This is a genomic window from Acinetobacter sp. AHP123, from assembly GCF_023757925.1.
In the GTDB taxonomy this organism is placed as follows: Bacteria; Pseudomonadota; Gammaproteobacteria; order Pseudomonadales; family Moraxellaceae; genus Acinetobacter; species Acinetobacter oleivorans.
In genome coordinates, this window is the sequence record NZ_CP092454.1 from 3,545,194 (window position 1) to 3,568,683 (window position 23,490).

A 23,490-nucleotide genomic window follows, 5' to 3' on the forward strand; every position below is an offset into this window, starting at 1 on the left:
TGTAAAAGTCTTATTTAAAATCGCAGCGCCTACTACTAGACACTGCTCTAGCGATATTGAAAATTATTGGCCTACATCTAAAAACACATTTGGATTGACCGAGTCACCGTAAATTGGTTTCAAGGTTTCATCATAAATTTTATTAATTTCACCACTTGTTCTTAACTGCTTAATTTCAGTATTAAGCCAGTTCAATAATTGGGTATTGCCCTTTTTAACTGCTGGTGCAATAAACTCTTGATCACCAATAGACTGAATACCTGCTACATAACTTGGGTTCTTCGCGGCCCACGCTAATGCATAAGTACTATCTTGTGAAATTGCATCACCACGACCATCGGTTAAGGCTTTGAAGGCATCCGAATTTCTTTCAAACTTCAGTAAATTCACTTTTGGATAATGCTTGGTAAAGTAGGTATCTGAACTTGTGCCTTTATTGACAATTAAAGTCTTACCTTCTAATTGAGCAATGTCAGTAATCGGCTTGGCTTTAGGCGAGACAATACCAAAAGCACCTTTTAAATAAGGTTCAGCAAAGTCTACAACTTCCTTGCGTTCAGGCGTCACTGTAAATGTCGCGAACACCACATCAGCACGATTTGATTTTAAAAACTCCACCCGATTTGAAGCTTCAGTCACAATAAACTCAACTTTCTTTTCATCACCGAGTAAGTCTTTAGTCACACGTTTTGCTAAGGCCACATCAAAGCCCTGGTTATTCCCCGCACTATCTACGTAACCAAATGGCGGATCATCGGCAAAAACAGCAACTCGTAGAACTCCATTTTTTTTGACTTGCTCTAAAGAATGGTCTTCTTGAGTATTACTTGCCTGTTCAGTGGATGGCGTTTTACTACATGCAGTTAATAACACCCCAGCAACGGCAATACTGCTTAATATTTTTATTGAATTACGTTTAAACATTCACTTCCTCATGATTCAAATAATAAAAATTTAGTACGACAAAATATTTAAGAAGGCTTTCGCTCGTTCTGTTTTTGGCTGTTCAAAAAATTCTTCTGGTGAAGCCTGTTCAATAATCTTGCCCTTATCCATAAAAATAATGCGGTCGGCAACCTTGCGTGCAAAGGACATCTCATGTGTCACAATCAACATAGTCATTCCTTCATTCGCCAATTTAAGGACTACATCAAGCACCTCTCTGACCATTTCCGGATCAAGCGCAGCAGTAATTTCATCAAGTAAAATGACTTTAGGTTGCATAACTAGTGAACGCACAATAGCGATACGCTGCTTTTGTCCACCTGAAAGCTGTCGTGGATAATCAAGTTTTCGCTCAAACAGTCCAACGCGCTTTAGCAACTCATCTGCTACTTGTTCAGCTTCATCACGGTGGCGTTTTTGTACTTTAAGTGGTCCAAGCAAAATATTGTCAATGACGTTCATATGCCCAAATAGCTCATAGTTCTGAAAAACCATGCCAATTTTTTGACGAGCATTAGTCCAGTCCACATCTTTACCGAGCACACCTGAACCGGTTAAACGGATTTCGCCACCCTGAATCGGTTCTAAGCCGTTAATACAGCGCAATAAGGTACTTTTACCGCAGCCCGATGGACCTAAAATAACAACCACTTCTCCTTGTTCTACATCCAGATCAATGCCCTGTAAAATATGACTTTGTGCAAATGATTTCTGTAATTGTTGTATCGATAACAAAGGCATAACTACTCCCAGACCTTTTCTAAATGTGCCGCCAAACGAGATAAGGGATAGCAAATCAGAAAATACAAAATAAAAATAAAGCCATAAATCCAAAGAGAAGCGCTCGGCACGGTCAACAGCGAGTTTTCAATAATTTGCTGGCCAACTTTAATCACCTCGACCACACCAATCAGGACTGCCAAAGAGCTGGTTTTCACCATTCGAGTAAATAAATTAATCGCGCCTGGTGTTACTCGTTTTAAACTTTGCGGAAAAATGACGTAGATCAAAGCTTGAACATGAGTTAGTCCGAGCGCATAGGCCGAATCGCGTTGATGTTGATCAATTGAAGTAATAGCTGCACGGACCAAATCGCCCATTTCAGCCGTACCCCATAAAACAAATACAACAACGCACACCCACATTGCGGAAAATTGCCAGTTAAACCATGTCGCAAAGCCGAAATAAAACACAAACAGCAAAACTAAAATTGGAATAATTCGAATGGCTTCTAAATACAGACGGCACAGCGATTTAACGACTATATTTTTAGAAGTCATGATGACGCCGAAAACTGTGCCGAAAATTGCAGAGAAAAACACTGAAATAAATGCAATTTTTGCAGTTGCCCAAAGTCCCCACATTAAACGTTCGAGGTGACTCGCTTGAAATAGATAATCAAGTTCCATGGCTCACCTTCCGACTTCTGTGCTCCAGATAGCTGGTTAAAATAGACACGGGCAATAAAATAATGAGATAAGCCATGATGAGTAAGAACAAAGCTTCTGTGGTTTTATAGTCCATGCCAATTAAGTCTTTAGTGACAAAAAGCAGTTCAACGACAGCAATGGCACTGACCACAGAACTTTCTTTAATTAGAAATAGACAATTTGCCCCTATTGCTGGAATTGAAATAGCCAGTGCTTGAGGAAAAATGACATATCTAAAAATTTGAATCGGTTGTAGACCAATACTTTTTGCAGAATCAATCTGCCCTTTTGCAACAGACTGCAAACCTGCTCGGAAGGCTTCGGCCATATAGCTTCCGCCTAAAAAGGTCAGTCCGATCACACCACAAGCAAAACCATCGATTTTGATGCCAAGCTTTGGCAAACCGTAATACAAAAAGAACAGTTGAATTAATAAAGGGGTATTTCGAGATAACTCAATATAGAACTGGGCAATTCTATTTAGCACCCGCACGCGATATGTGATTAAAATGCTGCAAATCAGCCCAACAATAATTGCCAAAATAATGCTGATAATTGAAATTTTCAGCGTGGTCAAAGTTGCAGAGAAAAATTGCGGCAACACACTATGGATATACTGCCAGTTCAAGGAAAATTCCAAAAAATAATATTAAAACGTTATAAATATTTAGCTTTCGTCAGCCATTAAATATTTGTGCAACAAGTTTATTTTTTTCCCAATTGGTCTAAAACTATTTTTATTAGATAAGCTTTTCTATAAGTTTGATAAATTCGATCTGACAATCGAAAACCTTCAAATCAGTTGAATACAACCGCTCAAAACATATTCACTAAAACAAAGATGAATAATAAAGCCAATAAAAAATCGGACACCAAGGCCCGATTTTTATTAAATGATTTTAATCTATTACTTACTTTCTAAGTACATCGCCAATGCTTGGGTCTTTATCAAAAACCGATTTAGCATATGGGCAAAGCGGAATTACTTTTACGTCTTTTTCACGAACGAAAGCCACCAAAGCATCAAGTAATTGGCGACCTACGCCTTGTCCACGATAATTTTCATTCACATCTGTGGCATCAATAATTAGCATGCTTTCGCCTGCCCATGTATAAGTCATTTCGCCTGCAACGGTTTCACCATCAAGTAAGCTAAAACTGCCGTGTTTTGTATCATCTTTTTGTTGAATATCCACAATGAATTCCTCGTATTACGACTCATATTTATTTAGAAATGACTTTGTATAATCTTTATCTATAAGAACAAATCTAAGTGTAAAAAAATAGCCTGTTTTTAGCAGCTAGTCTGTATGCTTTTTAAATACAATTCATGCATAAAACTCATAATTCTATTCTTAATTCTGCGTCTAATGCTCTCAAATCATTACTGTTAAGCTCTGCGACCAGATTTTATTCATTTCATTTATGAAAATTCAATGGTTTTGAGATTGGAACTTTTATGCCTTCTTTTCATCAAATTGAGCAAAGCACATATGAACATTCAACACCTGCCTGGGGTGCCGTCTTTGTAATGTCGCTCTGCTGCGCAGTATTAATTGCATCTGAGTTCATGCCCGTAAGTTTACTCACCCCAATCTCATTAGATTTAAATATGAGTGAAGGCCAAGTAGGTCAAGCAATCGCAATTTCTGGTATTTTTGCTGTGATGACCAGCTTATCGATTAGCCGTGTATTTAAGGCATGGGACCGACGTCATATCATTTTATTACTCACCCTACTGATGATTGCCTCGGGGATAGTCATTACATTTGCCCATTCTGCGGCTTTGTTTATGTTGGGTCGTGCAATCTTAGGCGTAGTTATTGGTGGTTTTTGGGCAATGTCGACATCAATTGTCATGCGACTTGTCCCTCCGCTTTCAGTACCTAAAGCTCTCGGTTTATTAAATGGCGGAAATGCTTTAGCCACCACAATTGCAGCACCATTAGGAAGTTTTTTGGGTTCAATTATTGGCTGGCGTGGTGCTTTTTTCTGTATTGTCCCCATCGCGATTGTTGCACTTATTTGGCAATTTAAAAGTATGCCTTCTCTTCCTGCAATATTATCAGTTGAGAAATCTAAAAATCCATTTGGTTTACTAAAACGCCCAATTGTACTTTATGGGATGACCGGAATTTTATTACTCTTTATGGGCCAATTTGCGCTATTTACCTATCTACGCCCATTTCTAGAAACCGTTACTCATGTCGATGCGACAATGCTATCCATTTTATTATTAATATTGGGTTTAGCAGGTTTAGTGGGTACATTTGTAATTAGTTTAATCCTCCACCAACATATTTATCGTTATCTGATTCTTATTCCATTCATCATGGCAGTGATTGCTGGAGCTTTTGTGTTTGGTGGTGAGCATTTATGGTTTGTTGCCATATTGATGGGTTTATGGGGCTTGATTGGAACGTCGGCACCTGTTGCATGGAATACATGGCTTGCCCAAGCACTACATCATGATGCCGAAATTGGTGGTGGTTTGATGGTTGCGATTATTCAATTTGCAATTACTTTAGGTGCAACTATAGGTGGGTTGTTATATGACTCACATGGCTATAGCGCCACGTTCTATATGAGCGCAACTATTTTGCTATTAGGCGCGATTACTGCTTATGTTACATGGCAGAATGCTACTCACGTAACACATCAATAACCAACCGTAACGCAGGTGAAAGTTGTCTGCGATGTGGATAGTACAAATGGTATCCAGGAAACTGGATACTGTACTCTTCCAAAACTTGAATCAGCTTCCCCTCTTTTAGATCTTCTCGAATCAAATCTTCTGGAATATAAGCTAGTCCAAATCCAGCCCGAACAGCTTGTGCAATCTCATAACTTTCATTAAATATCCATTTCCCCTGAATTTTAACTTTTGTTTCTTGAGCATCTTTCACAAATTCCCACGCATACACGCTGCCTTGGGTCGTTAAACGATAGCCAATACATTGATGATTGATTAAATCTTTAGGAGTATTAGGAATTCCATATTGTTCAAAATATGCTGGTGTTGCTATTACCGCCATTTTGACATCTGGACTAATACGTACTGCAATCATGCCATCAGCTACGCGGCTTCCGAAACGAACGCCTGCATCAAAGCGCTCTGCCACAATATCGACCATCCCACTATTGGCAGTTAGTTCAACTTGCACATCTGGGTAATCACCCGCAATCTTTTTAAGTTTTGGAATCAGCACTTCCCGTATCGCATGGCTACTAGCATTAATCCGAACCGTACCAGCGGGTTGGTCTCGAAATGAAGTTAAAAGGGATAATTCATTATCGATTTGGTCAAAACTAGCACTAATCGTTTGTTTCAACCTTTCGCCTGCTGCTGTAGGTGAAACACTACGTGTAGTTCTGGTCAGGAGTAACATTCCCAAACGTTCTTCTAAACCCCGAATCGTATGGCTTAGCGCAGATTGTGAAATTCCCATTTTCCCTGCGGCTTTAGTAAAACTACCCTCTCTTGCCACCATTAAAAAAGCATAAAGATCATTATAGTTTTCTTTATTTATCATCTGCTTTATCTCTTATTGGGGAGTCAACCTCATTATAAAGGATAAAACTATTCATGAATATTACTCATAAGTCCATGTTTGTTTTTTAGACTAATTATTAAAAAGAAGATTCGTTAAAATCCATATCAAGCAGTAAATATGAAGATTTAAATAAACTGAGGCGATTATTATGAGTCATTTTATTATTGTAAAAAATTAATAAATTCCACTCATATCTTTACGTTAAAGAATAAATAGCTTCATTGCATTTATGTGCTTTTTCTTAAAGAAGCGAGGTGAGTTGATATGGCTAGTTATAAGTTTTTTAAAGGCTTAGTCAGCCTCTGTGTTTTGTTCTCAGTGACTTCCGCTTCTTATGCAATAAAGCCTCAAGGTAAAAATCAACAAAGGGGATCGATGATGAAAATCCGTATTGATATTGATGGAACACAGCAACCGCTATTTGCCACATTAGCCATGTTACCTACTGTTGAAGATTTTGCCAAACAGCTTCCTTTGACATTAATCCTTAAAGATTATGACTCTACTGAAAAAATAGCTGATCTACCCACCAAGCTAACTACACAAAACGCGCCTCATGGATATGCTGGAAAAGCGGGTGATCTTACCTATTATGCTCCTTGGGGTAATCTAGCTTTTTTCTATAAAGACTCAGCTATTGGTTACGCGAATGGCCTCATTTTTCTTGGGAAACTTGATGCTATTCCCCACGCATTCAAGCAAAAACAACACATCAAAATTTCAATTTCCCAAATCGAATAAGCATGCACCTACTCACCCATTCACATTGTTTAAATTGAGGTATTTATGAGTACATCTCCCTTATTTAAAAAGCTTAAAACCCATACGGCGGCTGCAATTTGTGCAGCAACTATTTGTCTATTTTCTTCAACTTCAGCTATGGCGGCCGATATGTCTAATGGTGCGAATAACTTTTATCAAAGTCAGCAAGTGACTATTCAAAAAGTGACTTTTAAAAATCAATACAACATGGATATTGTCGGCAATCTGGTTATTCCCAAAAATCTGAATAAAAAGACTAAAGCCTCTGCAATTGTAATTGGTCACCCTATGGGTGCTGTAAAAGAGCAAAGCTCTATGCTTTATGCACAAAAACTGGCTGAAGAAGGTTTTGTGACCTTAGCAATTGATCAATCATTTTGGGGTGAAAGCGCGGGCCAACCAAGAAATGTTGTAGCACCAGACATTTATGCAGAAGCGTTTAGTGCCGCTGTAGATTATTTGGGAACACAATCTTTCATTGACCGTAATAACATTGGTGTATTAGGTATTTGTGGAAGCGGGAGTTTTGTCATTAGTGCAGCAAAAATTGATCCGCGTTTAAAAGCTATTGCCACTGTAAGTATGTACGACATGGGTGCAGCAAACCGCAATGGCTTACGTCACTCACAAACCCTAGAACAAAGAAAACAAATTATTGCAGAAGCCGCTGCACAGCGTTATGTTGAGTTTAAAGGTGGTGAAACCAAATATACCAGCGGAACTACGCATGAGCTAACAGCAGATACACACCCTATTCAACGTGAATTTTACGACTTTTATCGTACTCCACGCGGAGAATATACGCCTAAAGGTTCATCGAGAGAGCTTACAACCCACCCAACGCTCACCAGTAATGTCAAATTTTTAAACTTCTACCCATTTAACGACATTGAAACGATTTCACCACGTCCGATGTTGTTTATTACCGGTGAACAAGCTCATTCAAAGGAGTTTAGTGAAGAAGCTTATAAACTCGCAGGCCAACCTAAAGAACTTTACTACGTTAAGGGTGCTGGACATGTCGATTTATATGATCGGGTCGATCTCATTCCATTTAATAAATTAACCAGTTTCTTTAAACAGAACTTGAAGTAATAAAAATGATAGAGGCTCAACACGGGCCTCTATTTTTAAATGAACTTAATGAAACTCTTGTACCAAGCTATTAATATGCGCCACCGCAGCAGTTCGATTTTCAACACAAAGTTTTTCAAAAACATGCTCTAAATGTTTGTTCACCGTCCGTGGGCTCAGCTCCAAAATTTCTGCAATATCTTTATTGGTTTTGCCTAACAATAACCAGTGCATGACTTCTGCCTCACGTTGAGTCAACTGTGGGCAATATTTCAAAATATCATTCATTTCCAAAGCTGGTGTAGAAGTTTTTATCTGGATAAGATAATTTTTTGCCACGCTTGGGTCACTTTCCCACGGCGTAAGCAATAAAAGCTGTAATTGCTGGGATGGCGTTGAATAAGAACAGCTGGTTAATTTTTTAGGGTCTTTTTCATTTTCTAAGTCTGAAAACCAAGCTTTTAAACCTGCTTCAAAACCCTCTAATTCAGGTAAATATTGATTCAGTAAATCACTGGCTTTTTGGGTTTTCCAAACAATTTTACCGTGAACATCTAGCGCAAGAATGGCTGTTTCCGTTGCATCAATCACCTGTTTTTGTTGCTGCAATAGTTTGGCATGTGCCAAATGTGTTTTTACCCTTGCTAATACTTCTTCAATATTCAGAGGCTTGGTTACATAGTCTACCCCACCGACCTGAAAACCACGCACAATATGTTCTGTCTCAGACAAACCTGTCATAAAAATGACGGGAATAAACTGCGTAATTGGACTCGCTTTAAGCTGTATACAACTTTCAAAACCGTCCATATGTGGCATATTGCCATCGAGCAAGATCATATCTGGTAAGCATCGATGAGCTATTTCAATTGCACTTAACCCATCAGTTGTGACAAGCACGCGATAACCTGCCTGATCCAGACTTTCATGTAGCAAGCCTAAATTTTCCGGCACATCATCCACAATCAGAATAACAGCCTGCTCGTTTGGCGAAGCTTGCTGAAAAGAAACATGTTGCGTACTCATTGCTTATCCTGAATTAATCGTTGCGCGTGTTTTAAATCAAACTTTTGAATAGCCTGTTCAAGCTGTTCCCATAACTCGTTATGCTCCGGAAAATTTTGACGACATTGCGTTAAAGTCTGTTGAATTCCTCGAATGTAACCCTGCCCAATCAAATCATTTAATTGTTGCAAGCTTTGCGGCAAATCGAGCAGATCATTATTTTCAGGTTGTGTAATTGATGTATGAACAGTGGTTTGCTCCTGCTTAAATACCTTTACATCCAGTGATTGAACCTCATTATTTTCAAGTAGTGCATCTGATTTGGAATCAATCCATAGTAAACCTAATTTGTCTCCAATTTTACTCAGCAACAAATTCAGGTCGATTGGTTTTAGCATAAAGTCTTCACTTAAGACGGCATCTTGTGGATTGACTTCACGCTCGCCTGCATTCGCTGAAATAATTAAGATCGGCACATTGGTAATATTATTCTGACGCAATAATCGCGCAGTTTCCCAACCGCCCATCAAAGGCATATTTAAATCCATCAAAATCAGGTTAGGTTGAAAAATAGGTACTCGTCTTAAACAGTCAATGCCCGACTCGGCTTCTTCAATCATAAATCCTAAAGGTTTGAGAAAATTAGCGACTAAACCTCGATCCACCGCTTCATTATCGACAACTAAAATTCGTTTTCGCTCGCCTTGATAACCTGTGATCTGGTTGGAGTAAACATTAGAAATTGGATGAACTACTTCTTTTGAAGGTAAGTAAAACTTAATCTTAAATTGTGAACCCTGATTGAGCTGACTAGTCACAGATAGCTGTCCGCCGAGTAAATCGACCAACAATTTTACAATGGGTAGGCCTAGCCCTGTTCCGGTAAATCCGCCTTGAACCACATTACTGCCCCGTTCAAACGGATTAAAGATTCGCTCTAAATCTGCCTCGGCAATACCACAACCCGTATCTCTAATTTCAAAGTAAGCCGTTTGAAAACGGTACTCAACCTTCAAAGTAATTGTGCCGCTCGTGGTAAACTTTAAAGCATTGCCCAATAAATTGATGAGCACTTGTTCTAAGCGTTTTTTGTCGGTACGCACATAGTGCGGCAGGTTATCTCCAATTTCATAAACAAACTGTAAATTCTTCTGTTCAAACTGTGGCTGAAACATTTGAATAATCTGTTCTATAAAATTTGGAAAATGCACATCCACCACATTTAAAGAAATTTTGCCCGTTTCAATCCGTGCTAAATCTAGTAAACCGTCAATCAGTGAAGTCAAATGCTGCCCACTACGGCTAATCACACCGAGCGCCATTTTGCCTTGTTCTGAAAGCTGTTCTTGTTTTTGAAGCAATTGGCTATAGCCCAAAATACTATTTAGAGGTGTTCTTAGTTCGTGACTAATGCCAATGACATAACGGCTTTTTGCATCATTTGCTCGCTCTGCTGAAATTCTGGCATCTTGCAGATCTTTTGAAGTGACTTCATGGGCAGCAATTTCATCAATCAATAATGCTGTTTGTTGGTGTGTCTCGATTTCGGCATTACGACGGCTTTCATCGTTTAACACTAACCACCATGCAGCAACACTCATTAATAAAAATAAAATGGTATAAATTTTGACAAACAAGGTAAATAGCTGAGGAACGGCTGCGGCATTAATCGTTTCTAAGTAGGTTTTTTCTTGGATATAAACCAGACTTAAACTCACAGCTAGAACGATCGACAGCCCTAAAGTCAGTAATAAATATAAACTGACCCTGCTATTTAAACGGCTGGCCCAACGTTCTGGTAAATAGTGCCAGATGGCTTTTTTGAGTTGTACTGACCAGCGTGCATCGGGTTTACATAAATCGTGGCAGCGTGCTTCAAGTGAACAGCATAGAGAGCAAATCGTACCATTATAGGCTGGACAGCCGGCCATATCGGCAAGTTCATAGTCCCGTTCACACACGACACAGTTTGCAACCGAAGTCGCCTGAATTTTTTCAGGCTGGCGTGCGATGTAATATTTGCCTTTGGTTAAGTAAGCAATAACAGGAACACATAACACCGCACTCCCCAAAGCAATAAAACTTGCTAAACCTTTGGCCATCAATCCGAAAAAGCCCAAATAACTGAGCATCGATAACACTGAGGCAATCAGTAAAGCACCCACACCTACGGGGTTAATGTCATATAAATAAGCACGGCGAAATTCAATTCCCTTTGGGCTTAAACCTAAAGGTTTACAGATAATTAAATCGGCAACAACGGCACCAATCCATGCCAAAGCGATATTGCTATATAGCCCCAAAATGCGTTCAACCGCATGGCTAATTCCCATTTCCATCAAAACAATGGCGATAAAAACGTTAAAAAGAAGCCAGACAATTCGTCCCGGATGGCTGTGAGTTAAACGGGCAAAAAAGTTTGACCATGCCAGTGAACCAGCATAGGCATTGGTCATATTAATTTTAATTTGCGCCAAGCAAACCAGTGCTAAAGTCAGGATTAATGCAAGCTGAGGGTTTGGAATAAATTGTTGATAGGCAACCCAATATAGATAAGTCGGATTGTCTAGTTCAGAGACAGGAATAAACAGCTGAAAAGCCAAAACCATCAGCAGCATGCCCATCAAAACTTTTAGAAAACCGAAAATAATCCAAGATGGTCCACCTAAAAAAACAGCAAAACGCCATGCAGTTCTGTTTTTTTCTTGTTGGGGTAAAAAACGTAAATAGTCGGCTTGCTCCCCAATTTGGATCACAAATGAAAAAATAAGAGTGCACGCCGCACCAAAGTAATACAGATTAAAATCGGTTGAATTTGAAACCGCACCAACAAAATGCAGGCTACTACTTAAAATTTGTGGTTGTTTCCAAAGTACAAAAAACCACGGCAATAACAGAAACAAGAGCCAGATTGGCTGAGTGATTGCCTGAACTTTATTAATAAAACCAATGCCTTTGACCACTAAAGGCAAAATCACTAAGGCAGAAATTAAATAACCAATAACTTGCGGAATGCCTAAAGCCAGCTCAAGTGCCATCGCCATAATTGCGGCTTCAAACGCAAGCAAAATAAAGGTAAAGCTGGCATAAATTAGAGATGTAATGGTCGAGCCAATGTAGCCAAAACCTGCACCACGAGTAAGCAAATCGACGTCTACATTATATTTTGCGGCGTAGTAACTAATGGGCCAACTGGTTAAGAATATGATGGTACATACGACAATTGCTGCCCAGACTGCATTGCTAAAGCCATACTGCCAAAGCATGGTTGCCCCAATGGCTTCCATAGCCAAAAAGCTAACGGTTGAAATTGCGGTATTAGTAACGGTCCAAGGTGACCATTTTCTCACTGAGGTAGGTGCATAGCGGAGCGCATAATCTTCGATACTTTCATCGGCCACCCAAATATTATATTCACGGCGTGTTTTGATCACACGTTGTGGCGCTTGTTGGGGGCGTGAAGAATCTGGCATAACACTCATGTTTTGGATGGGGCTGCATTAAACCCAGCAATCCTTATGCCAAAAGTCATTTATCATGGCGATTTTCTCAAATACGCACATATACGCAAAATAACGTATTTTCAATTTTTCCCAAAAATCACACACTCAAAACCATCAAAAAACAATGATCAATATTTGTGTTGATTGACCGAAAATGATTGGGAGATTGATGTTATGAGTGTATCTGAACATCCAAATCTGGACACTGTGCAAGGTACAGATTCACAAAAAGCAGTGAATGAAACCTTAGAAGATTATACTTTACGTTATGCTCCACACAGCTTTCGGCGCTGGAGTCCCAAAGTTGTCGCTATTACTGCACTTGGTGGTATTGCCTATCTTGCTGACTTTTCTATTGGTGCCAGTATTGGTATGTCTTACGGAACAACCAATGCTGTTTTCTCCATTTTATTTGCAGCGATTATTATCTTCTTAACCGGCATTCCTTTAGCCTACTACGCAGCGCGCTATAACATCGACCTTGACTTGATTACCCGCGGTGCAGGTTTTGGTTATATCGGATCAGTTCTTACTAGTATCATTTTCGCCAGTTTCACATTTATTTTCTTTGCCCTTGAAGGTTCAATCATGGCGCAAGGGTTACTACTCGGTTTAGGCATTCCGCTTTGGGCTGGTTACCTCATCTCAACCGTTATGGTCATACCGCTGGTGATTTACGGCATGAAAGCCTTGAGTAAATTACAAGTCTGGACTACCCCACTTTGGCTCATTCTGATGATTGGTCCTGTGGCCTACCTGATTTATCAAGAACCAACCTTAGTTAGCCAATTTGCTACTTTTACAGGTAAAGAAGGTTTTGCAACCGTAGACATGGCCGCGATCATGTTAGGTGCTGGTATTTGTTTATCGCTCATCATGCAAATTGGTGAGCAAATTGATTACTTACGCTTCATGCCTGCAAAAACAAAAGAAAATAGCAAAGCATGGTGGGCAGCCGTTATTTCAGCGGGTCCGGGTTGGGTGATTTTAGGGGCAATCAAACAAATTATTGGGGCATTTTTAGGTTTCTATTTACTCACTAAAATACCGGGCGTAAACAGTACTGAACCTGTTCAACAGTTTAATGCAGCGTTTCATGACATGCTTCCGGGCTGGGCAGCTTTAACACTTGCAGTGATTTTGGTGGTCATTTCTCAAATTAAAATTAATGTGACCAATGCTTACTCTGGTTCCCTTGCATGGACAAGTGCCTACACACGTATTAGCAAACATTATCCGGGTCGTATTGTCTTTGTGATGGTGAACTTGGCAATTGCGCTTGCTTTAATGGAAGGCAACATGTTTGCGGTATTGGGTAAAATCTTAGGGTTCTATTCAAACTTTGCGATTGCTTGGGTTGTAGTCGTTGCAACAGACATTTCAATCAACAAATATGTTTTAAAACTTTCACCGAAAGAACCAGAATATCGCCGTGACATGCTATACAACGTGAACCCTGTCGGTATGGTTGCATTCCTTGTATCAGCAGGCTTATCAATTGCAGCATTCTTCGGTTTACTTGGTAGTTTCTTGGCGCCTTACTCACCGCTTATCGCACTTGTGCTTGCCTTCGTATTAACTCCAGTCATGGGCTTATTAACCAAAGGAAAATACTACATCAAGTCACACGATGACGGCATTAAAGAACCACGTTACGATGCTGAAGGCACACCAGTTGCAACGGTTTACCACTGCCGCGTATGTGAACAAGGTTACGAACGCCCAGATATTATGTTCTCTCATAAACATAACGGTACGATCTGCTCTTTGTGTAAAACTCTTGATGCTTAAAATTCTATACCAACTAAAAAAGAAGCTTTAAAGCTTCTTTTTTTACCCCTGATGATTTTAGCCAATCGGAAATAAACGTTCAGGGACTACATCTTTCATCACAATGGTTGAGATGAGTCGTTGCACACTTGGAATAGCAGATAATTTTTCATCATACAACCGCTGAAAAGCAGGCAAATCTTTAGCGACCACATGCAACAAGTAATCTGGTTCACCAAATAAGCGCTGCGCCTGAATAATTTGCGGGATATCAATTACGGCATTTTCAAACTTCTCGACTGCCTGTTTATCACCTTCTTTAAGCGTAATAAAAACAATCGCTGAAAATTCAAATCCCACTAAGTTTGGGTCGAGTTCTGCCCGATAGCCTTTGATGGCTCCCGATTCTTCTAAAGCCTTCACTCGTCTATGACAAGGTGAAATGCTCAAGCCTACTTTTTCTGCCAATTCAGTAATAGATAATCGGCCATTTAATTGCAATTCAGCAAGAATCTTTTTATCTGTGCGATCCATTTAGAAAAATTTACCCCAAATGAGTGTGATATGAGCAAACATTTAAAAGCACATTCTAAATACATGAGCATATTATTTTCAACAAGCTCGAATAAATAGGGATTTTTTCTAAACCACGAGCGAAACCTTTGGAAAATAGTTTGCCGAGATAAGCATATGGCTTTTAACATTTTTATTGCATTTTGGAGTGTCTCCATTCTTTTTATTATTACGCCAGGGGCAGACTGGGCATATGCCATTTCGGCAGGAATTAAGGGCAAAGTCGTCGTACCCGCTGTCGCAGGTATGCTATTTGGGCACTTTATTACGATTTTATTAGTAGCGGCTGGTGTTGGGCTGCTTGTAGCAAATAATCCAACTGCACTCATGATCCTAACCATTGCAGGTTCTGCTTATTTGTTATGGATGGGAATAAACTTATTACTTACCCCTCCTACTCCGAACAAATCTGGTTCTGAAAAAGCTCAGTCATGGTTGAGCTGGGCAACCAAAGGCGTTTACGTGAGTGGCTTAAACCCGAAAGTTTTTTTGCTCTTTTTAGCCCTGCTTCCTCAATTTATTGACACTACTGCTTCATGGTCAGTGACGACACAAATTCTTGCCTTTGGTGTTGTACACATGATTAGCTGCGCGATTATTTACTTAATGGTAGGTTATGGTTCAGAGGCTATTTTAAAAACCAGACCACAAGCAGCACAATTAGTTGGCCGTTTTTCAGGTGGTTTGATGGTCGTTATTGCTACATGTTTATTGATTGGGCAAATTTAAAACTCATTTAACAAAAGTTACTGACTCACTTTTCGGTTCAGTAACTTAAATAATAAATATAAGAAAAATTTATCTCATTCGTTTGAGGTTATAAGTCACCACTCCCCAAATCACCAGTTCTTGCCCCTCTTCAATATAAATATTCTGATAATCAGGATTTTCAGCTTTTAGCCAAACTTTAGGTGGCTGAAATTGACTATCAATCATTAAGCGCTTAACAGTGAAATCATTGTCGATGAGTGCAATCACAATATCACCCGATTTAGCGGGAATACTACGGTCCACAATAAGCGGATCATTAATATCAATTCCAGCATCTAACATGGACAAAGAGTTGGCTTTGACAATAAACGTGGCATTTTCATTTCTAATTAAATATTCATTTAAATCGAGTGCTTGCTCAATATCATCTTGTGCAGGCGAAGGAAAACCTGCCGCAACACGTTCTGTTGCCAAAGGAATGTGGTAAATTTTATCGTTATTCGGGTGGACCTGTTGAACATTAAGTTTTGAGTTAAAGTCGGTTAAATTATTGGTTTTGACATTATTCAGTAACCAATTTTTGATAAAGTTAACTTGAGACTCGGGAACACGAATGACTTTGGTGGGTTCATTGAACTGTGCTTTACGTCCGGCATTTTCTCGTACACCGCCATGCTCGAACTCTTTCTTCTTTGGCATATTGCCTCCCTTTTCACTGTTCAAATCCTACACAAACAATGTAACTTGAAAAAGTTACATTTTCAAGTTGACGAAATATTTTTTTTGCATAACAATAAATCTCATGATCAGATTTTAATCCATTTTGCTTTTAACAGGGATGTTTTAATCAAAATGGCAATTTGAAGAAAATCAAAACCTATTTCGAGATAGTCATTATTGCTGACTGTTTTTTGATTTTTATCAAATGAGATTCTGAACACTTAACATTCTGGTTAAATTCAGTTTTTTGGTATGGAGACATGCGAAATGAAAAATCAACGTGATGCGGTTTTAGGTTATGCAAATGAGCAACATGCTTACTATATCCGCCTGATTGAAAATGATGCGGTTTTAGGTGAAAGCTACGGATTATTCTGTGAAAATCCGGATAGCGAAGCAGCCGAAAGTATTATGACGACACTATTTTTAAAAAAATCTTTTTGGTTAAACGGTTCTGAGTACATTGATATTGTAAAAGGACTACAACTGCTCCCACAGTAAAGTAAATAAATTAAAAAACGAAGGAGGCAAAAGCCTCCTTCGTTTTTAAAACATTATGCTTAAGACGTAAAACGTCCAGAGGCATCACGTTTTTGATTACGAGAGTTTTGTCCACGACCGTCATAATCGTCGTCGTCACGGCTGCGACCACGACCTCGTCCGCTAGAACGGCTACCGCGATCGTCATCATCATCGTCGTCACGGCTGCGCCCACGGCCTCGACCACCTGAGCGGCTACCGCGATCGTCATCGTCGTCGTCGTCACGGCTGCGACCGCGGCCTCGGCCACCTGAACGGCTGCCACGATCGTCATCATCATCGTCATCACGACTGCGGCCTCGGCCTCGGCCACCTGAGCGGCTACCGCGATCGTCATCATCGTCGTCGTCACGGCTGCGACCGCGTCCTCGGCCACCTGAGCGGCCACGATCGTCATCATCGTCATCACGACTGCGGCCACGGCCTCGACCACCTGAGCGGCTACCGCGATCGTCATCATCATCGTCATCACGACTGCGGCCACGGCCTCGACCACCTGAGCGGCTGCCGCGATCGTCATCATCATCGTCATCACGGCTGCGGCCACGACCTCGACCACCTGAACGGCTACCGCGATCGTCATCATCATCGTCATCACGGCTACGACCTCGGCCACCTGAACGGCTACCGCGATCATCATCATCGTCATCACGGCTACGACCTCGGCCTCGGCCACCTGAACGGCTACCGCGATCGTCATCATCATCGTCATCACGGCTACGACCGCGACCTCGGCCACCTGAATGGCTACCGCGATCGTCATCATCGTCGTCATCATCACGACTGCGACCGCGTCCTCGGCCGCCTGAACGGCTACCGCGATCGTCATCATCGTCGTCATCATCACGGCTACGACCTCGGCCTCGACCACCTGAGCGGCTACCGCGATCGTCATCATCATCGTCATCACGGCTGCGGCCACGTCCTCGGCCACCTGAACGGCTACCGCGATCATCGTCATCGTCGTCATCATCGCGGCTACGACCGCGACCACCATTTCTATGGCTTAAGGCACCCGCTTCACGAGCTTCCTCAGATGTAAATTCATGTGCATTACCGCTTGCATGCGCTGCTCGACCAGCTTCACGAGCTTCTTCAGAAGTAAATTCATGCGCATTACCACTGGCATGGGCTGCTCGCCCACCTTTGCTGGCTATTTCTCTAACTCTTTCAGGATCCATACTTGCAAATCCACGATTTGAAGTACCTGTACTATTGTTATCATCATCTTCATATCTAGTATTAGCCATAGTTATATCTTCCTATATTTAATTATAGTCACTACCGCTTTTGATTAACGGATTTAATAAAGATAGAAGATCTATAATATTTTCCTACCGATGCTCTGTATCAATCAATTTAAATGTATATAAAATGAAAGATTAAAAATTTTATAACTTCATTATTTAAATAAAGATTTATACATTCCAACTTTTCTCACATTTTACTTTTTAAATAATTAGCTCACTTATTATTACTTAACTGCACATTACAATATATTTTTACAAACAGATTTAAAATATCTATACAAACAACAAAACAGCTTAACTATAAACAAAAAGTAAAATAATGAAACATACTCACTTAAACAAACACAGAGTAAAACACTTATTTTCAATAAAAAACAATAATATATATCATTACATTTTCAAAATGAATTTACTTGAGAGATTAATATGAATATTTAAAACTAGTTTTAATAAGGCAATTTGAGTAGTTTAGCCATGCAATTAGAATATCAAGAGTCAACACTACAATACATCCATATTTCTATTCCAGAAATTTTACTCGGCCATATTAAGTCTAAGAATTCATGGCAAAATTATGACCAAGAATGGAGCTATAGATTAGATCCTCCGCATGCAAGCCATCCATTCCAAAGAGATTTATATATTATTAAGTCAAAGAATATAGAGCAAGAAGATATAAAGTTATTGCTTGATAATATCATTATTAAAAATAATAAAGAGACAAAAAATATTGAAGGTGCTAAAAAAATTATTAAAGAAATTTTGGACTTATCCAACAATATACCTATTGAAAATTGGCTACAAGATACAGGCAATAGATCTATTATTGAAAGTATGATTGATAAGAACAAAATTAAATTAATGGATATTATTTAACTTTTAAATATAAAATATTTTTTTACATCCTTATAAATAAAATAACAAAGGCAACTTATTAAAAAATTCATTTTACTCATATTTACGTAGTAACAGCGCACTATTTATAAATTAGATATTTAACCGAGGTATTTAAAGTATGGAAAACTCAACAAATCAGTATCCAACATCCGCACCTGCACAAGTTCAATCTCATCAACCAGGCGATCAGGAAAAAATGCATCCTGAACCTGAGATTATAAAAAGCTCCCATAAAGGTAGCGATAAGTTAAAAGATAAAGTTGCCGTTATTAGTGGTGGCGATAGCGGTATAGGTCGTTCTGTCGCAGTATTGTTTGCCCGTGAAGGTGCCGATATTGCAATCCTTTATCTTGAAGAAGATGAGGATGCCGAAATCACTAAACAACTCGTTGAAAGAGAAGGACAACATTGTCTTTTATTAAAAGGTGATATTTCTGACCCAGATGTTGCAAAACTCGATATTGATAAAGTTCTACAACATTATGGAAAAATTAATATTTTAGTGAATAATGCTGGCGTGCAATATCAACAAAAGGAAATTGAAAGTATTAGTAATGAGCAATTAGAAAAGACATTTAAAACTAATATTTTTCCAATGTTTTATCTTACTAAAGAAGCTATTCCTTATATGGAAGAAGGCGACAGTATTATTAATACGACTAGTATTACCAGTTATCAAGGCCATGATGAGCTTATTGATTATGCAAGTACCAAAGGTGCGATTACGACTTTCACACGTAGCTTATCAAACAATTTAATGAAGCAGAAAAAAGGAATTCGGGTGAATGGTGTTGCACCAGGTCCAATCTGGACCCCCTTAATTCCAAGCAGTTTCGATGCAGAAACCGTTAAGGAATTTGGTAAAGACACACCAATGGGAAGAATGGGACAACCAAGTGAAGTTGCACCTGCTTATCTTTTCCTTGCTTCAGATGATGCAAGTTATATTACAGGTCAGGTGATTCATGTAAACGGTGGTCAAATCGTAAATGGTTAATCCCTAAGATATAAAAAAGCCCTGAAAGATAAATCTTTCAGGGCTTTTTTTGTTTATTAAGCTGGTACCTGAGCGGCTATTTGTTCTCGTGACCAAACACGATGGGCCATAATCAGTTTTTTGAATTTTTCAGCAATAGCCTGGAATTCATCTTCAACTAAAGTACCCTCATCGGCAACTAAACCTAGCGGTTCAAGCAAATCAGATTTATTACCTAAAAACGCAATTGGTTTTAAATGCTTATAAGCTTCGAGTACATAATGGCGCGCTACGCCATCTTGCAGGACAGCATTTAAGTTATCGCCATCAGGAATAATCACCGCATCATAAGCAATTGAAGGTTCAGCCATTTGCATACCATCAGCCACAATAATGTTGTCTTTATGGTCTTTTACTGGAGCCAAGCTCGGCGCTAGTAAATGAACAACCGCACCTTCTTTAATCGCCCAATTTTTAATAGCTTCAAGGGTATCTGACTTCACAAGGTTATGAATTAGTACAGCAACTTTTCGGCCTTGAATATCTTCTGGTGGGAAAGCCAAGAAAGATAATTTAGCCGATTTTTCAACTGCGGTTTTCTTATAATCTAGAGTCAAATCAGGAACTTCAATTCCTAAATTAGCGCCTACTTGTCGAGCTAAGTCGAGATCAATATTTGCCAAAATTTGTTGAACTTGGCGCTCACGAATGTGTTTTCGTTGCACTTTACTTAGTTCAAAAGTATAGGCATCGACCACATGCTTTTGCTCATGAGGCGCAAGGCTCTTATAGTAAAGGCGCGGTTGTGAAAAATGATCGGAAAAGGTTTCACTTCTTTGACGAAGTTTGTGTCCGCTAATTTGTTCAGGATAGCTTTCAAAACCACCATTTGAAGCAGCAGGTGGTGTTTCTGCTGGCCAATCATTATCAATTGAGTTTGGTTGATAGGAAGCCTGCCCTTTGTGAATCGTATGTTGGTGGATACCATCACGTTGATTGTTATGGAATGGGCATACTGGTTTATTGATCGGAATTTGGTGGAAGTTCGGTCCACCCAAACGACTTAACTGTGTATCGGTGTACGAAAATAGGCGTGCTTGTAAAAGTGGGTCATTTGTAAAATCAATTCCTGGCACGATGTGTCCCGGACAGAAAGCCACCTGCTCTGTTTCTGCAAAGAAATTATCTACATTTCTATTTAAAACAAATCGGCCGATTGGAGTCACTGGAACCAACTCTTCAGGAATAATTTTGGTTGGGTCTAATAAATCGAAGTCAAAGTTCATTTCATCTTCTTCTTCGACAATTTGTACACCCAATTCCCATTCAGGATAAACCCCATTCTCAATCGCTTCATAAAGATCTCGGCGATGGAAATCTGGATCTTTACCTGCAAGCTTTTGAGCTTCATCCCACACTAAAGCACTTAAACCTTGTTTAGGTGTCCAGTGGAATTTTACAAAATGTGATTTACCTTGGGCATTAATAAGACGGAATGTATGAACACCAAAGCCTTGAATTGAGCGTAGATTACGTGGAATAGCACGGTCCGACATTGCCCAAATTACTGCATGTGCTGACTCAGGAACTAAAGACACAAAATCCCAGAAAGTATCATGGGCAGTTGCCCCTGTTGGCATTTCTGTATCTGGTTCAGGTTTTACCGCATGAACAAAGTCTGGAAATTTAATACCATCTTGTACAAAAAATACTGGTGCATTATTGCCGACTAAATCGAAATTACCTTCTTGGGTATAAAATTTAATCGCAAAACCACGAATATCACGAACGGTGTCAGCAGAGCCACGTGGTCCCTGCACTGTTGAGAAACGTACAAAAATTGGTGTTTGAATACTTGGATCAGTTAAAAATCCCGCTTTAGTTAAGCGCTCATTTCCTTCATAAGCTTGAAAGTAACCGTGCGCACCTACACCGCGCGCATGCACGATACGCTCAGGAATACGTTCATGGTCAAAATGAGTAATCTTCTCTCTTAAAATAAAGTCTTCTAATAGCGTCGAACCGCGAATACCTGCTCTTAAACTATTCTGGTTATCAGCAATTTTAACGCCTTGGTTTGTGGTTAATGCTTCATTGGTTGCATCGTCTCTGACTGAGTCTAACTGTTCAGTTTTTTGGGTAGTATTGGCTTTATTTGCAGCGTCAGCACCAGCCATTTCACTTGTTTTATTTGTTGATTTAACATTATCAGTCATGTTTATTACCTATGTTTTTAAAGTTAAACGTGGGGTGAGTTAAAAAACTTCAAGAGTTAGTTTTGTTAAAGGAACTTAAATATGGAAAAAGGAGTTCGACGTATTTACGAGTGCTCCAAAGTCCAATGCTTTTATGATGTGAATCTGGGGCCAAAAACGGAGTCAGCTTGCATATTTTTATAGCAAGATCATGTGATTTCTGAACACGCTCTTGGAGTGCATCCAGTTCGCCATCGGAAATATAACTAAAGAGATAATCTTGAATACGCTGGCTATTCTTTAATTCCCTGCTATAGGCCAAGAAGTTAGAAGAATGGTCACTACCAGCAATCCAGTCATGAATAATTTGACGTTCTACAGGGTTAAATACCCCAAACATTTTTCCATTTTCTTCATTAATCATTCGCCAGAACACACTCTGTTCAGGGTCGGTATTAAATTTAATCCACTTGTGATCAATAAGATGTGTAACTAGCCCTTTAACGTCTTCTGGATTTGATAACCATTGGTTAATCGTTTTACATCCAAACTGTCTAGTTTCGTTATGAATGAGCTGACCCACGAGCGCTTTTCTTTTTAAAATTTTAAGGACTAAATCTTCAAGATTTAAATTTTTAATAATTTTTGAAGACGAAACACCATGGCCATTAAGCGCAAAACCGCGCTTCAATTTATTAAAGAAAAGTTCTTTATCTCTGTATTTATCGTAAATATTTTCTATAACTTTAATTGCTTTATCTGCATGCCCGTTATCAATGTTATCGATAGTAATGTGCAAATTAAAATATTTAGAATCGATGCCTAGTTCGGCAAGCTCATAATTACTGATGAGTAGATGCAGTGGCAGTTGCTCATAACCTAAATTAAAGCCGACAATTTCAGGAATGAACTCAGGTGGAGCATAACCAAGTGCCAGCTGAATCACGGCATTATGATAATATTCATCTTCTAATAGCAGATCAAAACTATCGAGTCCGAGACTACGTAGTAAGTCATCATAAATACAGACATGGTTGGCTTTCGGCTCACCTAGTCCCAGCTCTTCCAAATAAGTAATAATGAGGTCATGAAAAACCGGATCATTCCAGTAGTGAACTGAACTATATAGCCATGCACCATCTACTTTTTTAGTTGGGGAAACCTTAATTAAAAATTCGAATGCCTGACCAACATTCTTAAAATACTCTCTCTCACCCCCGTTTTGTCTACGGTTTAGGTAAGTCTGAAATAATTCACAATTTTGTTTATTATCGTTTTCACACCATTGTTTAACTGTATTTATAGTTGCAGGAAAATCAATTTCCTTTTGATCTATTTTATCAATTTCTTTATTAAGAAAATCTCGTGCTTTCTTTTCTTTTTCAAAACTAGAAATATCAGGATCAAGGAAAAAAACAAATAATTCGTAATAGTTTTGTTGATTATCTTGTAATAAGTCTAATAATCTTTCTTTCACTACAACAGGCATTTCTATTCTCCTTTAGTGAGATATAAATTACCATACTTCAGCTAAACTATAATCCCAGCCTATCTTTGTTATATTACGTTATTAAGAAATAACCTA

The 23,490-nt window shown here is 39.3% G+C and carries 22 protein-coding genes; 9 read left to right on the plus strand and 13 right to left on the minus strand.

The window, feature by feature from the left end; genetic code table 11:
* Window positions 1-63: 63 nt before the first annotated feature.
* From MJX77_RS16880 to MJX77_RS16895, 4 genes are read right to left on the minus strand one after another with little or no spacing between them, the layout of a single operon-like run.
* On the minus strand, window positions 64-924 hold the full coding sequence (locus tag MJX77_RS16880; RefSeq protein ID WP_032063758.1) for a transporter substrate-binding domain-containing protein: 861 nt from the start codon (window positions 922-924) through the stop codon (window positions 64-66).
* A 30-nt stretch (window positions 925-954) separates the two neighbouring features.
* The gene (locus MJX77_RS16885) at window positions 955-1,686 is read right to left on the minus strand and encodes an amino acid ABC transporter ATP-binding protein (protein ID WP_001130360.1); all 732 of its coding nucleotides are present in this window, start codon (window positions 1,684-1,686) and stop codon (window positions 955-957) included.
* Window positions 1,687-1,688: 2 nt separating this feature from the next.
* The gene (locus tag MJX77_RS16890) at window positions 1,689-2,354 is read right to left on the minus strand and encodes an amino acid ABC transporter permease (protein WP_000418072.1); all 666 of its coding nucleotides are present in this window, start codon (window positions 2,352-2,354) and stop codon (window positions 1,689-1,691) included.
* Window positions 2,344-3,003, minus strand: coding sequence for an amino acid ABC transporter permease (locus MJX77_RS16895; protein WP_002114214.1), 660 nt, complete (start codon window positions 3,001-3,003; stop codon window positions 2,344-2,346). The genes MJX77_RS16890 and MJX77_RS16895 overlap by 11 nt, the downstream gene beginning before the upstream one ends.
* A 64-nt stretch (window positions 3,004-3,067) precedes the next feature.
* Here MJX77_RS16895 and MJX77_RS16900 point away from each other — a divergent pair, with 64 nt between their 5' ends.
* Window positions 3,068-3,181 (plus strand): hypothetical protein, encoded by a 114-nt coding sequence (locus tag MJX77_RS16900; RefSeq protein ID WP_085940545.1) that lies wholly within the window; start codon window positions 3,068-3,070, stop codon window positions 3,179-3,181.
* Window positions 3,182-3,286: 105 nt separating this feature from the next.
* Here the strand turns inward: MJX77_RS16900 and MJX77_RS16905 are convergent, their stop codons facing one another.
* A complete protein-coding gene (locus MJX77_RS16905; RefSeq protein ID WP_252059774.1) occupies window positions 3,287-3,571 on the minus strand; it encodes a GNAT family N-acetyltransferase in 285 nt (94 codons plus the stop codon).
* A gap of 263 nt (window positions 3,572-3,834) precedes the next feature.
* Here MJX77_RS16905 and MJX77_RS16910 point away from each other — a divergent pair, with 263 nt between their 5' ends.
* Entirely contained in the window at window positions 3,835-5,040 is a 1,206-nt protein-coding gene (locus MJX77_RS16910) for an MFS transporter (RefSeq protein ID WP_252059775.1), read from the plus strand.
* Here the strand turns inward: MJX77_RS16910 and MJX77_RS16915 are convergent.
* Window positions 5,018-5,908, minus strand: a complete 891-nt coding sequence (locus tag MJX77_RS16915) for a LysR family transcriptional regulator (protein ID WP_252059776.1) — start codon at window positions 5,906-5,908, stop codon at window positions 5,018-5,020. The genes MJX77_RS16910 and MJX77_RS16915 overlap by 23 nt on opposite strands.
* Window positions 5,909-6,193: 285 nt before the next feature.
* Between MJX77_RS16915 and MJX77_RS16920 the strand changes: the two genes are divergently transcribed.
* Together MJX77_RS16920 and MJX77_RS16925 are read left to right on the plus strand one after the other, a co-directional pair.
* Complete coding sequence (locus MJX77_RS16920) at window positions 6,194-6,670, plus strand: cyclophilin-like fold protein (protein ID WP_252059777.1); 477 nt, start codon at window positions 6,194-6,196, stop codon at window positions 6,668-6,670.
* Window positions 6,671-6,715: 45 nt separating this feature from the next.
* Window positions 6,716-7,786 carry an alpha/beta hydrolase gene (locus MJX77_RS16925; protein WP_252059778.1) on the plus strand — a complete coding sequence of 357 codons (1,071 nt, stop codon included), beginning with the start codon at window positions 6,716-6,718 and terminating at the stop codon, window positions 7,784-7,786.
* Between the two features lie 45 nt (window positions 7,787-7,831).
* Here the strand turns inward: MJX77_RS16925 and MJX77_RS16930 are convergent, their stop codons facing one another.
* Both MJX77_RS16930 and MJX77_RS16935 read right to left on the minus strand, forming a co-directional pair.
* Window positions 7,832-8,791: a response regulator transcription factor gene (locus MJX77_RS16930; RefSeq protein ID WP_252059779.1), complete on the minus strand. Its 960-nt coding sequence runs from the start codon at window positions 8,789-8,791 to the stop codon at window positions 7,832-7,834.
* Window positions 8,788-12,252: a hybrid sensor histidine kinase/response regulator gene (locus MJX77_RS16935; RefSeq protein ID WP_252059781.1), complete on the minus strand. Its 3,465-nt coding sequence runs from the start codon at window positions 12,250-12,252 to the stop codon at window positions 8,788-8,790. The genes MJX77_RS16930 and MJX77_RS16935 overlap by 4 nt, the downstream gene beginning before the upstream one ends.
* A gap of 195 nt (window positions 12,253-12,447) precedes the next feature.
* Between MJX77_RS16935 and MJX77_RS16940 the strand changes: the two genes are divergently transcribed.
* The gene (locus tag MJX77_RS16940) at window positions 12,448-14,064 is read left to right on the plus strand and encodes a purine-cytosine permease family protein (RefSeq protein ID WP_004793027.1); all 1,617 of its coding nucleotides are present in this window, start codon (window positions 12,448-12,450) and stop codon (window positions 14,062-14,064) included.
* A gap of 57 nt (window positions 14,065-14,121) precedes the next feature.
* On the opposite strand, the gene MJX77_RS16945 is transcribed toward MJX77_RS16940, so the two are convergent.
* On the minus strand, window positions 14,122-14,577 hold the full coding sequence (locus MJX77_RS16945; RefSeq protein ID WP_000376211.1) for an Lrp/AsnC family transcriptional regulator: 456 nt from the start codon (window positions 14,575-14,577) through the stop codon (window positions 14,122-14,124).
* 156 nt (window positions 14,578-14,733) lie between these two features.
* Here MJX77_RS16945 and MJX77_RS16950 point away from each other — a divergent pair, with 156 nt between their 5' ends.
* Window positions 14,734-15,345, plus strand: a complete 612-nt coding sequence (locus MJX77_RS16950; RefSeq protein WP_151768552.1) for a LysE family translocator — start codon at window positions 14,734-14,736, stop codon at window positions 15,343-15,345.
* 69 nt (window positions 15,346-15,414) lie between these two features.
* Here MJX77_RS16950 and MJX77_RS16955 read toward each other — a convergent pair whose 3' ends face one another.
* A complete protein-coding gene (locus tag MJX77_RS16955; protein WP_005304277.1) occupies window positions 15,415-16,026 on the minus strand; it encodes a LexA family protein in 612 nt (203 codons plus the stop codon).
* Between the two features lie 288 nt (window positions 16,027-16,314).
* Between MJX77_RS16955 and MJX77_RS16960 the strand changes: the two genes are divergently transcribed.
* Window positions 16,315-16,548 carry a hypothetical protein gene (locus tag MJX77_RS16960; RefSeq protein WP_004793031.1) on the plus strand — a complete coding sequence of 78 codons (234 nt, stop codon included), beginning with the start codon at window positions 16,315-16,317 and terminating at the stop codon, window positions 16,546-16,548.
* Window positions 16,549-16,607: 59 nt separating this feature from the next.
* Here the strand turns inward: MJX77_RS16960 and MJX77_RS16965 are convergent, their stop codons facing one another.
* Window positions 16,608-17,837: a KGG domain-containing protein gene (locus tag MJX77_RS16965; protein WP_286089230.1), complete on the minus strand. Its 1,230-nt coding sequence runs from the start codon at window positions 17,835-17,837 to the stop codon at window positions 16,608-16,610.
* 474 nt (window positions 17,838-18,311) lie between these two features.
* Between MJX77_RS16965 and MJX77_RS16970 the strand changes: the two genes are divergently transcribed.
* A complete protein-coding gene (locus MJX77_RS16970; RefSeq protein WP_252059783.1) occupies window positions 18,312-18,713 on the plus strand; it encodes a DUF6367 family protein in 402 nt (133 codons plus the stop codon).
* Window positions 18,714-18,852: 139 nt separating this feature from the next.
* The gene (locus MJX77_RS16975; protein WP_005304264.1) at window positions 18,853-19,731 is read left to right on the plus strand and encodes an SDR family oxidoreductase; all 879 of its coding nucleotides are present in this window, start codon (window positions 18,853-18,855) and stop codon (window positions 19,729-19,731) included.
* Between the two features lie 56 nt (window positions 19,732-19,787).
* Here MJX77_RS16975 and katE read toward each other — a convergent pair whose 3' ends face one another.
* Together katE and MJX77_RS16985 are read right to left on the minus strand one after the other, a co-directional pair.
* Window positions 19,788-21,932 (minus strand): catalase HPII, encoded by a 2,145-nt coding sequence (gene katE / locus MJX77_RS16980; RefSeq protein WP_252061354.1) that lies wholly within the window; start codon window positions 21,930-21,932, stop codon window positions 19,788-19,790.
* 43 nt (window positions 21,933-21,975) lie between these two features.
* Window positions 21,976-23,394 (minus strand): iron-containing redox enzyme family protein, encoded by a 1,419-nt coding sequence (locus tag MJX77_RS16985; RefSeq protein WP_199987174.1) that lies wholly within the window; start codon window positions 23,392-23,394, stop codon window positions 21,976-21,978.
* Window positions 23,395-23,490 lie beyond the last annotated feature (96 nt).

Coding starts and splice junctions, on each gene's coding strand:
- MJX77_RS16920 (WP_252059777.1), top strand. CDS start 6,194: ATGGCTAGTTATAAGTTTTTTAAAGGCTTAGTCAGCCTCTGTGTTTTG.
- MJX77_RS16910 (WP_252059775.1), top strand. CDS start 3,835: ATGCCTTCTTTTCATCAAATTGAGCAAAGCACATATGAACATTCAACA.
- MJX77_RS16960 (WP_004793031.1), top strand. CDS start 16,315: ATGAAAAATCAACGTGATGCGGTTTTAGGTTATGCAAATGAGCAACAT.
- MJX77_RS16970 (WP_252059783.1), top strand. CDS start 18,312: ATGCAATTAGAATATCAAGAGTCAACACTACAATACATCCATATTTCT.
- MJX77_RS16915 (WP_252059776.1), bottom strand. CDS start 5,908: ATGATAAATAAAGAAAACTATAATGATCTTTATGCTTTTTTAATGGTG.
- MJX77_RS16985 (WP_199987174.1), bottom strand. CDS start 23,394: ATGCCTGTTGTAGTGAAAGAAAGATTATTAGACTTATTACAAGATAAT.
- MJX77_RS16955 (WP_005304277.1), bottom strand. CDS start 16,026: ATGCCAAAGAAGAAAGAGTTCGAGCATGGCGGTGTACGAGAAAATGCC.
- MJX77_RS16890 (WP_000418072.1), bottom strand. CDS start 2,354: ATGGAACTTGATTATCTATTTCAAGCGAGTCACCTCGAACGTTTAATG.
- MJX77_RS16950 (WP_151768552.1), top strand. CDS start 14,734: ATGGCTTTTAACATTTTTATTGCATTTTGGAGTGTCTCCATTCTTTTT.
- MJX77_RS16925 (WP_252059778.1), top strand. CDS start 6,716: ATGAGTACATCTCCCTTATTTAAAAAGCTTAAAACCCATACGGCGGCT.
- MJX77_RS16885 (WP_001130360.1), bottom strand. CDS start 1,686: ATGCCTTTGTTATCGATACAACAATTACAGAAATCATTTGCACAAAGT.
- MJX77_RS16945 (WP_000376211.1), bottom strand. CDS start 14,577: ATGGATCGCACAGATAAAAAGATTCTTGCTGAATTGCAATTAAATGGC.
- MJX77_RS16965 (WP_286089230.1), bottom strand. CDS start 17,837: ATGGCTAATACTAGATATGAAGATGATGATAACAATAGTACAGGTACT.
- MJX77_RS16940 (WP_004793027.1), top strand. CDS start 12,448: ATGAGTGTATCTGAACATCCAAATCTGGACACTGTGCAAGGTACAGAT.
- MJX77_RS16880 (WP_032063758.1), bottom strand. CDS start 924: ATGTTTAAACGTAATTCAATAAAAATATTAAGCAGTATTGCCGTTGCT.
- MJX77_RS16935 (WP_252059781.1), bottom strand. CDS start 12,252: ATGAGTGTTATGCCAGATTCTTCACGCCCCCAACAAGCGCCACAACGT.
- MJX77_RS16930 (WP_252059779.1), bottom strand. CDS start 8,791: ATGAGTACGCAACATGTTTCTTTTCAGCAAGCTTCGCCAAACGAGCAG.
- MJX77_RS16975 (WP_005304264.1), top strand. CDS start 18,853: ATGGAAAACTCAACAAATCAGTATCCAACATCCGCACCTGCACAAGTT.